11 protein-coding genes are annotated in these 13,019 nt (G+C 57.5%); 7 read left to right on the forward strand and 4 right to left on the reverse strand.

Annotation, left to right across the window (positions count from 1 at the left end):
- Positions 1-75: 75 nt before the first annotated feature.
- Entirely contained in the window at positions 76-969 is an 894-nt protein-coding gene (locus F3J29_RS06210; protein WP_166863900.1) for a LysR family transcriptional regulator, read from the forward strand.
- 46 nt (positions 970-1,015) lie between these two features.
- On the opposite strand, the gene F3J29_RS06215 is transcribed toward F3J29_RS06210, so the two are convergent.
- Positions 1,016-2,713, reverse strand: a complete 1,698-nt coding sequence (locus F3J29_RS06215) for an NAD-dependent malic enzyme (RefSeq protein ID WP_166863902.1) — start codon at positions 2,711-2,713, stop codon at positions 1,016-1,018.
- 220 nt (positions 2,714-2,933) lie between these two features.
- Between F3J29_RS06215 and cscK the strand changes: the two genes are divergently transcribed.
- From cscK to F3J29_RS06245, 6 genes are all read left to right on the forward strand, one after another.
- Positions 2,934-3,857 carry a fructokinase gene (cscK, locus tag F3J29_RS06220; protein WP_166863904.1) on the forward strand — a complete coding sequence of 308 codons (924 nt, stop codon included), beginning with the start codon at positions 2,934-2,936 and terminating at the stop codon, positions 3,855-3,857.
- A gap of 155 nt (positions 3,858-4,012) precedes the next feature.
- Complete coding sequence (locus F3J29_RS06225; protein ID WP_166863906.1) at positions 4,013-5,530, forward strand: carbohydrate porin; 1,518 nt, start codon at positions 4,013-4,015, stop codon at positions 5,528-5,530.
- 63 nt (positions 5,531-5,593) lie between these two features.
- Positions 5,594-6,967: a sucrose-specific PTS transporter subunit IIBC gene (locus tag F3J29_RS06230; protein WP_166863908.1), complete on the forward strand. Its 1,374-nt coding sequence runs from the start codon at positions 5,594-5,596 to the stop codon at positions 6,965-6,967.
- On the forward strand, positions 6,964-8,373 hold the full coding sequence (locus tag F3J29_RS06235; RefSeq protein ID WP_166863910.1) for a sucrose-6-phosphate hydrolase: 1,410 nt from the start codon (positions 6,964-6,966) through the stop codon (positions 8,371-8,373). The genes F3J29_RS06230 and F3J29_RS06235 overlap by 4 nt, the downstream gene beginning before the upstream one ends.
- A gap of 30 nt (positions 8,374-8,403) precedes the next feature.
- Positions 8,404-9,411, forward strand: a complete 1,008-nt coding sequence (locus F3J29_RS06240; RefSeq protein ID WP_166863912.1) for a LacI family DNA-binding transcriptional regulator — start codon at positions 8,404-8,406, stop codon at positions 9,409-9,411.
- A 38-nt stretch (positions 9,412-9,449) separates the two neighbouring features.
- The gene (locus F3J29_RS06245; protein WP_205246644.1) at positions 9,450-10,058 is read left to right on the forward strand and encodes a GNAT family N-acetyltransferase; all 609 of its coding nucleotides are present in this window, start codon (positions 9,450-9,452) and stop codon (positions 10,056-10,058) included.
- A 9-nt stretch (positions 10,059-10,067) separates the two neighbouring features.
- Here the strand turns inward: F3J29_RS06245 and F3J29_RS06250 are convergent, their stop codons facing one another.
- From F3J29_RS06250 to F3J29_RS06260, 3 genes are all read right to left on the reverse strand, one after another.
- On the reverse strand, positions 10,068-11,459 hold the full coding sequence (locus tag F3J29_RS06250; protein ID WP_166863914.1) for a heavy metal sensor histidine kinase: 1,392 nt from the start codon (positions 11,457-11,459) through the stop codon (positions 10,068-10,070).
- Positions 11,456-12,133, reverse strand: coding sequence for a heavy metal response regulator transcription factor (locus tag F3J29_RS06255; RefSeq protein WP_008458900.1), 678 nt, complete (start codon positions 12,131-12,133; stop codon positions 11,456-11,458). The genes F3J29_RS06250 and F3J29_RS06255 overlap by 4 nt, the downstream gene beginning before the upstream one ends.
- Positions 12,134-12,208: 75 nt before the next feature.
- On the reverse strand, positions 12,209-12,988 hold the full coding sequence (locus F3J29_RS06260) for an alpha/beta fold hydrolase (RefSeq protein WP_166863916.1): 780 nt from the start codon (positions 12,986-12,988) through the stop codon (positions 12,209-12,211).
- Between the last annotated feature and the right edge of the window lie 31 nt (positions 12,989-13,019).

Raw genomic sequence — 13,019 nt, forward strand, 5'->3', positions numbered from 1 at the left:
TGGCGAGACTTTACCTCCCGTCTGATGTGTAATAAAGATCATGAATTTTCATGGGGAAGTGAGGATTATTCACTAATGAGCATCAAACTGGTGGATTTCAGCTATTTCGTGCTGGTGGCGAAGTACCGCAGTTTCCGTCAGGCGGCGGAAGAGGTCGGACTCACGCCCTCGGCCGTCAGCCATTCCATTCGCCAGCTGGAGGAACGGCTCAAAGTCAGGCTGTTCAACCGGACGACGCGCAGCGTGTCGCTTACCGAGGCGGGAAGAAAACTTTATGACAAGGTTGCCCCGGCGTTTGACGATATCAGCCTCACGCTCGACGAACTCAACCTTTATCGTGATACGCCGATGGGCGTCATTCGGCTCAATGTCGTGCGCCAGGGCGGCAGACTTCAGCTTGCGCCGTTGATAGCCGACTTTACCCGTCAGTACCCTGACATTCAGGTTGAAGTACAGATGGATGACCGGCTGGTGGATATCGTCAAGGCGCAGCTTGATGCCGGCGTGAGGCTAAACCGGGTTATAGAGAAGGACATGAAGGCGATCCCTCTGGGTCCGCCGGTACGCTACGCGGTTGTCGCCACGCCGGCATATTTTGCTCAGCATGGGATCCCGGTAGAGCCACAACGGTTAACTGAACACAAATGCATTCAATTCCGTTACCCCAGCGGGAAAGCTTTTGGCTGGTATTTTGAACAAGCTGAACACCGCGAGGAAATTGTTGTTAACGGGCCGCTCGTCGTAGACGACCTGGATCTTGCCCTGGACATGGCGCTTAGCGGCGTGGGGCTGGCCTATGTGCTGCGAGAAATGGCCGAACCACACCTTCAGCGCGGGAAACTGATTTCCGTCCTGGATGACTGGCTGCCGGAGCTGCCGGGTTTTCACCTCTATTTCCCGAATCGCAAACATCCGTCCGCCGCTTTTCGCGCTTTTCTGGATTTCATTAAAACGCGGAATCAAAAGTAAAAAACCCGCCAAAAGGCGGGTTTAAATGCGTACCACAAAAGCGTCGTTAGATGGACGTCCGGCGATAATCGCGGTATTCCGGCAGCCAGAAGTTGTCGTCGATGGCCTGCTTCAGGGCTTCAGCAGAGGTGACCACCGCCACGCCTTGCTGCTGGGCGATTTTCGCTACGGCAAAGGCGATAGCGCGGGACACTTTCTGAATATCCTTCAACTCTGGCAGCACCATGCCTTCCCCATTGTTCAGCAGCGGGGAGTGCTGCGCCAGCGACTCGCTCGCCGCCATCAGCATTTCGTCGGTAATGCGCGACGCGCCGGAGGCAATCACCCCGAGGCCAATGCCAGGGAAGATATAGGCGTTATTGCACTGGGCGATAGGGTACGTTTTATCTTTCCAGGTCACCGGATCAAACGGGCTGCCGGTGGCCACCAGCGCGGCGCCGTCGGTCCAGGTGATGATGTCCTGCGGCGTGGCTTCCACGCGGGAAGTCGGGTTAGACAGCGGCATCACGATTGGGCGAGCGCAGTGCTTGTGCATTTCGCGAATGATCTCTTCGGTGAACAGGCCGGTCTGGCCGGAAACGCCGATAAGAATGTTTGGCTTCGCGTTGCGCACCACGTCCAGCAGGGAAATCGCTTCGTTCTCCAGATCCCACTCCGCCAGGCTTTCGCGGCTCTGCACCAGTTTGGTCTGGAAGGAGAGCAGGTTAGGCATGTTGTCGGTGAGCAGGCCAAAACGGTCAACCATGAAGACGTTGCCGCGGGCGGCTTCTTCGCTCAGCCCTTCGCGCTGCATCTGGGCAATGATCTGCTCGGCAATACCGCAGCCCGCAGAGCCTGCGCCCAGGAAGACGATTTTCTGCTGGTTGAGCTGGCTGCCTGCCGCACGGCTGGCGGCGATCAGCGTCCCGACGGTCACGGCGGCGGTGCCCTGAATGTCATCGTTAAAGGAGCAAATCTCGTCGCGGTAACGGGTCAGCAGCGGCATGGCGTTTTTCTGCGCGAAGTCTTCGAACTGCAGCAGAACATCCGGCCAGCGGTGGCGCACGGCTTGAATAAACTCGTCCACGAACTCGTAGTAATCGTCACCGGTAATACGTGGGTGACGAGAGCCCATATACAGCGGATCGTTCAGTAATTGCTGGTTGTTGGTGCCGACGTCCAGCACCACCGGCAGGGTGTAAGCCGGGCTGATTCCGCCACAGGCGGTGTACAGCGACAGCTTACCGATAGGAATGCCCATCCCGCCAATGCCCTGGTCGCCCAGGCCGAGAATACGTTCACCGTCGGTCACCACGATGACTTTGATGTTGTGGTTCGGCACGTTCTGCAGAATATCGTCCATGTGGTGACGATTTTCATAGTTGATGAACACCCCGCGAGAGCGACGATAAATTTCTGAGAAGCGCTCACAGGCGGCACCCACGGTTGGGGTGTAGATCACCGGCATCATCTCTTCCAGATGATTTTCAACCAGGCGATAGAACAGCGTTTCGTTGGTGTCCTGGATGTTGCGCAGGTAAATGTGCTTGTCGATTTCGGTTTTGAAGCCCTGATACTGAATCCAGGCGCGTTCCGCCTGCTCTTCGATGGTTTCAACCACTTCTGGCAGCAGGCCGAGCAGGTTGAAATTGCGGCGCTCTTCGATGCTGAAAGCGCTGCCTTTATTTAACAGGGGGAATTCAAGTAACACGGGTCCGGCATAAGGGATATAAAGCGAACGATGTTTTTTTGGTTTGATGTCCATGTGCATACTCTTTTTTCGACGTAACGTCTTGCCAGTAAGGCTCATTCGGTAAGTTTCGCGCGATATTATGGCACAGCGATTTTGCATCCGACACCGTCAGGCCAAGAACTTTGGTTACACAAGTCCTCAAATCCGCAGGAATTTTGTTTCAGCGCGTTCCGTGAGTGTGCTTAAATAGCTAAATCAGTTTAGCAATATTTAGCTTAAGAATGGAGACACCATGAGCGTACAAATTTGGGTTCTGGGCGATGCCGTCGTCGATCTTCTTCCGGACGGCCTGGGCCGGTTACTGCAATGCCCCGGTGGGGCTCCGGCCAATGTTGCCGTTGGGATTTCCCGCCTCGGCGGCAGCAGCGGTTTTATTGGCCGGGTGGGGAACGATCCTTTTGGCCGCTTCATGCGGCGAACGCTGCAGGAAGAAAAGGTAAATACCGATTTCATGCGTCTGGACGCTCACCAGAGAACCTCCACCGTAGTGGTAGATCTGGATGAACACGGCGAACGCACGTTCACCTTTATGGTTCGCCCCAGTGCAGATTTGTTCCTGCAACACGATGATATTCCGTCCTTCCGCCACGGCCAGTGGCTGCATGTCTGCTCGATAGCCTTAAGCGCGGAACCCAGCCGCAGCACGACCTTCTCTGCCATGGAGCAGGTAAAAAAAGCCGGGGGCCAGGTCAGCTTTGACCCCAATATCCGTCTCGATCTCTGGCATGACGTTGCAGAGTTGCAGGCTTGCCTGACCAGAGCGCTGCTGCTGGCTGATGTGGTGAAACTCTCCGTCGAAGAGCTGATTTTTATCAGCGGGAAAACCCATCTCCATGAGGGCATTAAAAAGCTGGTCAGCCGCTTTGATATGCGGCTTTTGCTGGTCACCCAAGGCAAGGAAGGGGTGCTGGTGTATTACCACGGTCAGATCTACCACTATGATGCGAGGCCGGTGGTCTGCGTGGATACCACCGGCGCAGGTGATGCCTTTGTTGCCGGCTTGCTCAGCGGCCTTGCTGCCAACGGTTTGCCCGACAGCGAAGAAGCCCTGGCCGGTATTGTCGCTCAGGCTCAGCTTTGCGGCGCGCTGGCCACGACGGCAAAAGGGGCGATGACCGCCTTGCCTCACCGGGAAGAGGTCGAGCTGTCGCGGTAATACGACAAAAATATATTCTGATTGTCGTGCCTGTCACATTTACTAAATCGGTTTAGCAAAATTCGTTGCCTTCGGGATTTCGCCCTGGTTACTCTTTTTATACTAAACCGGTTTAGCTAAACAAGTGATATTAGCCTCTCAGGGACACGACGAACATGTATAAGAAAAACAAACTGGCGGTGATGATAGCCTTGCTGGTCGGCACGGCAACCGCGCAGGCCGCAACGGATTTGAACAGCATCGAATCACGCCTTGCCGCGATGGAGAAGCGCTTGCAGGATGCAGAAAGCAGGGCTCAGGCCGCAGAACAACGCGCCAGCGCCGCCGAAAGCAAAGCGCAACTGCTCGCCACCCAGCAACAGCAAACTCAGGCCACCACGCAGGCGGTGGCCGACCGTACCGCTCGCCTGGAATCAAAAGCAGATAAGCAAACCGGCTTTGAGTTCCACGGCTACGCGCGTTCCGGCCTGTTAATGAATGATTCTGCGTCCAGCAGTAAAAGCGGGCCTTATTTAACGCCCGCCGGGGAAACCGGGGGGGCAGTAGGGCGTCTGGGTAACGAAGCAGACACTTACGTTGAGCTAAACCTGGAGCACCGTCAGACGCTGGATAACGGCACCACCACCCGCTTTAAAGCGATGCTTGCGGACGGGCAAAAGACCTATAACGACTGGTCGGCGGACAGCAGCGACCTGAATATTCGTCAGGCTTTCGCCGAACTGGGCAATCTCCCCGGTTTTGATGGCCCGTTAAAAGGCAGCACCTGGTGGGCAGGCAAGCGCTTCGATCGCGACAATTTCGACATTCACTGGCTGGACTCCGACGTGGTATTTCTCGCCGGCACCGGCGGCGGCGTGTATGACGTGAAATGGAACGACGGATTGCGCAGTAACTTTGCGGTCTATGGCCGCAATTTTGGCAACCTCGAAGACACCGGCAACACCGTCCAGAACTATATGCTGACCATGAATCACTTTGCCGGGCCTTTCCAACTGATGGTTACCGGGCTGCGTGCGAAGGATAACGACGACCGGAAAGATGCGAATGGCGACCTGATTCAAAAAGAGGCCGCTAATACCGGCGTACATACTCTGGTGGGGCTGCATAATGACAGCTTCTACGGCCTGCGCGAGGGCAGCGCTAAAACCGCGTTGCTCTACGGCCACGGTCTTGGCGCAGAAGTGAAAGGGATCGGGTCGGACGGCGCGCTGCTGTCGCAGGCGAATACCTGGCGCTTTGCAAGCTTTGGCGTGACGCCGATCGGCGGCGGCTGGCACATTGCTCCGGCGTTGCTGGCGCAAAGCAGTAAAGATCGCTACGTGAAGGGGGACAGCTACGAATGGGCCACGGTCAATGCGCGGCTTATCAAAGAAGTCACCCAGAACTTTGCTCTGGCGTTCGAGGGCAGCTATCAGTACATGGATCTGCGGCCGGAAGGCTATAAAGACCGTAATGCGGTCAACGGCAGCTTCTACAAACTGACCTTTGCCCCGACCTTGAAGGCTGGCAGCATCGGCGACTTCTTCAGCCGCCCGGAACTGCGCCTGTTTGCCACCTGGATGGACTGGAGCAGCAAGCTGGACAAATACGCCAGCAATGACGCCTTCGGCAGCAGCGGCTTTAACGCCGGTGGGGAATGGAACTTTGGCGTGCAGATGGAAACCTGGTTTTAACGAACTGGCCTCCCGCTCCGGCGGGAGTGCCACGACATAACAAGAAAGCGTTTAGAGGTCACTATGGATTTCAATCACATTGCCCGCGAGTTGATTCCTCTGCTGGGTGGCAAAGAAAACATCGCCAGCGCGGCCCACTGCGCCACGAGGCTGCGCCTGGTTCTGGTGGATGATGCGCTGGCGGACCAGCAGGCGATTGGCAAAGTAGACGGTGTAAAAGGGTGTTTTCGTAACGCAGGGCAGATGCAAATCATCTTTGGCACAGGCGTGGTGAATAAAATGTATGCCGCCTTTATTCAGGCCGCAGGCATTGCAGAGTCAAGCAAGTCCGAAGCTGCAGACCTTGCGGCGAAAAAGCTAAACCCGTTCCAGCGCATTGCCCGTCTGCTGTCGAACATTTTTGTGCCGATCATTCCTGCCATTGTTGCCTCAGGTTTACTGATGGGGCTGCTCGGGATGGTGAAAACCTATGGCTGGGTAAATCCGGATAACGCGCTCTATATCATGCTGGATATGTGCAGCTCCGCGGCGTTTATTATTCTGCCTATTCTGATTGGCTTCACCGCCGCCCGTGAGTTCGGCGGCAACCCTTATCTGGGCGCGACGCTCGGCGGAATTTTAACCCATCCGGCGTTAACCAACGCCTGGGGCGTGGCGGCCGGGTTCCACACCATGAACTTCTTTGGGCTGGAAGTGGCGATGATCGGCTATCAGGGCACGGTTTTCCCGGTGCTGCTGGCGGTGTGGTTTATGAGTCTTGTGGAGAAGCAGTTACGTCGGGTGATCCCGGATGCGCTGGATCTTATCCTGACGCCGTTCCTGACGGTCATCATTTCCGGCTTTATTGCGCTGCTGATCATCGGCCCGGCCGGGCGCGCACTGGGGGACGGCATCTCATTCGTGCTCAGCACGCTTATTGCCCACGCGGGCTGGCTTGCGGGGCTGCTCTTCGGCGGGCTGTATTCGGTGATTGTCATCACGGGCGTTCACCATAGCTTCCACGCTATTGAGGCCGGGCTGCTTGGCAACCCGGCCATTGGCGTCAATTTCCTGCTGCCTATTTGGGCCATGGCCAACGTCGCGCAGGGCGGAGCCTGCCTGGCGGTATGGTTTAAAACCCGGGATGCGAAAATCAAAGCGATCGCGCTGCCTTCGGGGTTTTCGGCCATGCTGGGGATCACCGAGGCGGCAATCTTCGGCATCAACCTTCGATTTGTTAAACCCTTTATCGCGGCGCTGATTGGCGGCGCAGTGGGCGGAGCCTGGGTAGTCTCCGTCCATGTTTACATGACGGCGGTCGGCTTAACCGCGCTGCCGGGGATGGCGATTGTGCAGGCCAGTTCGCTGGTGAACTACATCATCGGGATGGTTATCGCCTTTGGCGTGGCGTTCATCCTCTCCCTGTTGCTGAAATACAAAGCGGAGTCTGAAGCATGACGCTTGCTTCCCGGTTACCGGCCATTTTGCAGGCCGTGATGACAGGCCAGCCCAAAGCCCTGCAGGATAAACACTATCCGCAGTGGCATCACGCCCCGGTGACAGGGTTAATGAATGACCCGAACGGGTTTACCTGGTTTGCCGGGCGCTGGCACCTGTTTTATCAGTGGAACCCGCTGGCGGCGGACCATACATACAAGTGCTGGGGCCACTGGAGTTCGGCTGATTTAGTCCAGTGGCGGCACGAGCCGCTGGCGCTGATGCCGGATGAAGAATACGACCGCAGCGGCTGTTACTCCGGCAGCGCCGTTGACTTCGAAGGCAGGCTGACGCTGTGCTACACCGGCAACGTTAAGTTTGACGACGGGAGCCGTACGGCGTGGCAATGCCTTGCGGTGGAAAACAGCGCCGGTGGTTTTGACAAAACGGGGCCGATTTTGCCGCTGCCTGCGGGCTACACGGGACATGTGCGTGACCCGAAGGTCTGGCAACATGAAGGCGTCTGGTACATGGTGCTGGGCGCGCAGGATCTTCACCAGCGGGGCAAGGTGTTGCTGTTTTCTTCGCCGAATATGCGCGACTGGGAAAACAGAGGTGAAATTGCCGGGAACGGCGTTCACGGGCTGGCTGAAGCAGGCTATATGTGGGAATGCCCCGATCTTTTCCCTCTTGACGATAAACATGTGCTGCTCTGCTGCCCGCAGGGGCTGGCTCACCAGAATCAACGCTTTCTTAACGTCTACCCTGCGGCGTATCTGGTTGGCGACTTTGATTACGCCACGGCGACATTCAGACACGACGACTTGAACGAACTGGATGCAGGATTTGAATTCTATGCCCCGCAAACGGCGCTGTCGCCGGACGGGCGGCGTTTGCTCGTCGGCTGGATGGGCGTGCCGGACGGGGAGGAGATGCTGCAGCCAACCCGCGAGCAGGGCTGGATCCACCAGATGACCTGCCTGCGGGAGCTCACGCTTAACAACGGTAAGCTTTATCAAAATCCGATAGCGGAACTGGCTTCGCTGCGTGAAGAAGAGCAGCGCTGGGAAGGACCCGCCAGCCAGGCTCCGGCGCTGGATGCAAAACGGCTCGAACTCCAGATAGCGGCCACGGGTAACTTCAGCCTCCACTTTGGCGGCGGCCTGACGCTGGCCGTTACTGACCTGGGCGTTGTGCTTGAGCGGCCAGGCCTGGCGACGGGCGAACCGCTTCACCGTTACTGGCATGGCGCCGTTGCCTCGCTGCAGATCCTCTGCGACAGTTCAAGCGTTGAGATCTTTATCAATCAGGGAGAAGGCGTGATGAGCAGCCGCTATTTTCCACAGCCTTCGGAGCGGCTCTCTTTCAACGGTGAGTCGGCGGTCACGTTACGCTACTGGTCGCTGCGTTCCTGCATGATAGAATGAGGGTTTTCGACTCATTGCCACGGTTGCGCTGTGAAAAAAACCAAACGCGTCACGATTAAAGATATTGCCGAACTGGCGGGCGTCTCAAAGGCGACCGCCAGCCTGGTCCTCAATGGCCGGGGCAAAGAGCTGAGGGTAGCCCAGGCCACCCGCGAACGCATCATGACGATTGCGCAACAGCAACACTACCAGCCGAGCATTCACGCTCGCTCGCTGCGGGATGACCGCAGCCATACTATTGGGCTTGTGGTCCCGGAAATCACCAACTACGGGTTCGCCGTTTTCTCCCACGAGCTGGAAATGCTCTGCCGTGAAGCGGGCGTTCAGCTGCTTATCTCCTGCACCGACGAAAATCCAGGTCAGGAAAACATGGTGGTCAGCAACATGATTGCGCGCCAGGTTGACGGCCTGATTGTCGCCTCTAGCATGTTAACCGCGGCGGATTACCACAAACTGAGTGAACAGCTGCCGGTGGTGCTGTTCGACCGGCACATGAATGACACCACGCTGCCGCTGGTTGCCACCGACTCCGTGCAGCCCACCGCCGAGCTGATCGCCCCGATTGCCCGCCAGCATGCGGATGAATTCTATTTCTTAGGCGGCCAGCCGAGGCTTTCTCCCACGCGGGATCGGCTGGAAGGGTTTACCCAGGGGCTGGCTCAGGCGGGCGTCACGCTGCGCCCGGAGTGGATCATTCACGGCAACTATCATCCGAGCTCGGGCTATGAGTCCTTTGCCGCGCTATGTGCACAGCTTGGCCGCCCGCCGAAAGCGCTGTTTACCGCCGCCTGTGGCCTGCTTGAGGGCGTGCTGCGCTACATGAGCCAGCACAACCTGCTGGAGAGCGACATTCACCTGGCCAGTTTTGACGACCACTACCTCTATGACTCGCTGTCGGTGCGCATCGACACCATTCAGCAGGACAACCGTCAGCTGGCTTTTCATTGCTATGACCTGATCAGCAAACTGATTGACGGGCAGTCGCCCACGCCGCTGCAGCGCTATCTTCCGGCCAAAATATTACGTCGACATCCATAACAAACCGCCTGCCATCATCGCTATAGGGAAATAACGTCATGCAAACTTTTTGCTACCCGGCCGGAACGCTTCTTACCGATGAAGATCGGGCTGAACACGCCTCGCCGTTCAGCGTGGTGATTGAAACTCCGCGTCTGATACTCTCGCCACCTTCGCCGGAAGATGCCCCGGCGCTGCTCAGCATTTTTTCCGATCCACAGGTGATGAAATACTGGAACACCGCGCCCTGGCGTTCCCTTGATGATGCCCTGCGTTTTATCGACCGCAGCACGGCAGATATGAAGGACGGTTCCGCCCTGACGCTGTGTATTCGGGATAAACAGTCGGGCCAGCTGGCGGGAAAATGTATGCTTTTCAGCTTTGACGTACATTCCCACCGCGCCGAGCTCGGGTTTGGTCTGGGCCGTGAACATTGGGGGAAGGGACTGGTTAACGAAGCCGCCGAGGCGCTGATTAGCTATGCCTTTAAGGTGCTTCATCTGCGTCGCATCGAAGCTGAAATCGATCCAGATAACCAGGCTTCTGCCGCCGCCCTGAAAAAGCTGGGCTTTGCTCAGGAAGGGCTGCTGCGGCAGCGCTGGGAAATTAACGGCGTAATTTCAGACTCCGCGCTGTTTGGGCTGCTGGCGACTGACCAGAACGCCTGAGATACTGGACTAGCGCCGGTAAGGGAACCATAAGCCAAAGCGGGTCACTCCGGCCTGGCTTTCCACCCAGCAGCGCCCCTGATGCAACTGCATGATGGAATGCACGATGGATAATCCGAGCCCGCTGGAGTGCGCCGAGTCGTTGCGGGAAGGATCAGCCCGGTAGAACCGGTCGAAAAGCCTTTCCTGGTGCGCCGGGGAAATGGTCTCCCCCCGGTTCATCACCACGATGGACATACCTTCCGCTTCAGGCCTGGCAGCAATCTCAATCTCACTGCCGGGCTCGGCATAGCGCACCGCGTTAGACAGCAGGTTCGCCAGCGCCCGGCGCAGCAGCAGGGCATCCGCATTCACCGTGCCGCTGGCATCGGTTTGAATCGTCACCTCACGCTCGGCGGCCAGATCCTCAAAATACTCACCGAGGCGGTGAGTCTCTTCAACAATGTCAATATCACGCCGCTGGATCTCCTGGTCAGGCTGTTCCGCCTGGGCCAGGAACAGCATGTTGTCTATCATCCGCGACATGCGCTGTAACTCTTCAAAGTTCGAGCCAAGCAGGCGCTGATAATAGGCGCTATCCCGGGCCGCACCGAGGCCAACTTCCGTCTGGCCGAGCAGGGTGGTGATGGGCGTGCGCAGGTCGTGGGCCATATCGGCACTGACCTGCTTTAACTGCTGGAACCCACGCTCCAGTCGCTCGAGCATCGCGTTGATTTGGTCAATCAGTGCATCAAGCTCCATCGGCACATCCTGCTTATCCAGCCTTGATGAGAGCGTTTGGGTGCCGATGGTGGCCGTGCGAGCGGCCAGGCGACGTAAGGGCGAAATGCCACGGCGGGCAAAGATCACTGCCAGCACGACCGAGATAGCCGCCATCATTGAGGCAAAGAGAATAATCTTGTTGCGGTACTCTTCGAGAATATGAGTTCTGTCGCTCAGCACCCGCGCCGACACGATCTCCAGCGGCGGTAAATTATTGGCCGAAGGGCTAATGGCGGCCATGTAAACCATCGGCGTGCCGTCCGCATTGTTGGCGTGATGCACGGCCTCAAGCGTCAGCTGATGGTTAGCGGCAACCGGCGTCACGGCGGGAATCGCGCGCTGCATGGGGTTAACTTCCAGCAAGGTAGCGCCGCCGACATAGCGAATGATAAGCAGGGATTCCGTATTGCCCAGCATATTGGCAAACAAATGGGGCTTTTCACGGATCAGCTGCCGCGCATCCAGATCCCGCAGCAGCGTACTGATCTGGTCCACGCGGGAAACCAGCGCCGCGTCATCACGGATAGAAAGCTGCTGGCGCAGGGCGTAATAGAGCGCGCTGCCCATGACGGTAAACGCCACAAAGGAAAAGGCGGCCAGCAACACGGCAAGGCGGAAGGTTAACGAAGTACGCTTCATGACTCTGGCTCACAGCGGTAGCCTACGCCATGCACGGTATGAATCAGGCGCACCGGGAAGGGATCGTCCACTTTTTGCCGCAGCCTGCGCACCGCGACGTCCACCACGTTAGTGTCGCTGTCGAAATTCATGTCCCACACGCGGGAAGCCAGAAACGTTCGCGACAAAACCTGCCCCGGATGCTGGAGAAAGCACACCAGCAGCTTGAACTCTTTATTGGTCAGCGTGATGCGCTTGCCTTCGCGCTCGCAGCGAAACTTGGCGACATCCACCAGCAGGTCTGCCATCGTCAGCACTTCTTCGGCTTCGGCCTGCGGCTGGCCGCGGCGCAAAATAATGCGGATCCTGGCCAGCAGTTCGGCAAAGGAGAAAGGCTTGACGAGGTATTCATCGGCACCCAGACCAAGCCCGCGTAAACGGTCCTCCAGCGTGCCGCGCGCGCTCAGAAACAGCACCGGCGTCTGGCTGTGGGCGCGTAAACGCTCCATCACCGTCCAGCCGTTCATTTCCGGCAGCATGACGTCCAGCAGAATCAGGTCATAATTTTCTTCCCGGGCCAGATGCAGGCCGTCAATGCCGTTAGCCGCCCAGTCTGCGGTATAGCCCGCTTCGTTCAGTCCGCTCACCAGGTAGGCGGCGGTTTTCGCTTCGTCTTCAATAATGAGGATTTTCAAGCAGCGGATCCCGTCGAAAAGAGAGAAAAGGGCGTGGAGACCGCCCCAGTCTCGTCATTATAAGAGGCGTGAACCTCAGTAGCCAGGCACGTGCGCCGCTTTCATGATCAGGTTGGCCACCGCTTCAGGCTGTGAAATCAGTGAAACGTGGCTGGATTTAAGCTCGATGGTTTGCGCGTGCATCCGCTTCGCCATAAACCGTTCCAGATCCGGGTTGATCGTGCGGTCTTCGGTCGATACCGCGTACCAGGTCGGTTTGTCATGCCAGGCGGCAACCGTGGTTTTCGCCATAGTTATGGCTTTGCCGATCGGCTGCTGCACGGCGTAATAGGCTTTGGCTTCGCTTTCCGGCAGATCGCCGGCGAAATCGTGGATAAATGCCGACTCGCTCAGCGCGCCGTAGCCATCGTCATTCCATTTCAGGCCCGCGGAAGCTGGTGCCGCAGGGTATTTTTTGGTCAGTGCCGGGTAGTCTTCACCGGCTTCCGGGGCACGGGCGGCGATATACACCAGGCCTTTGACTTCTGGCTCATCGCCCGCCTGGCTAATCACCATCCCGCCGTAGGAGTGCGCCACCAGAATCACCGGGCCGTTTTGCTGCGCCAGGGCGCGTTTCACCGCGGCAACATCGTTATCTAATGACGTTGTCGGGTTCTGTACCGCCGTGACGTGTAAGCCTTTGGCCTGCAGCAGCGGGATCACTTTGCCCCAGCTTGAGCCATCGGCAAACAGGCCGTGCACCAGTACGATGTTTTTCACTTCCTGCGGAGCAGGCGTGGTGTCGGCACGAGCAGCCGTGGTACTAAAAGCGGCCAGCATAAGGGTGGCAAGCGCAGAGATATGGCGTAATTTCATGATCTATCCTCAGGATTCAACAAGGGGGTCA

Source organism: Enterobacter sp. Cy-643, from assembly GCF_011752815.1.
Classification (GTDB): Bacteria; Pseudomonadota; Gammaproteobacteria; order Enterobacterales; family Enterobacteriaceae; genus Cedecea.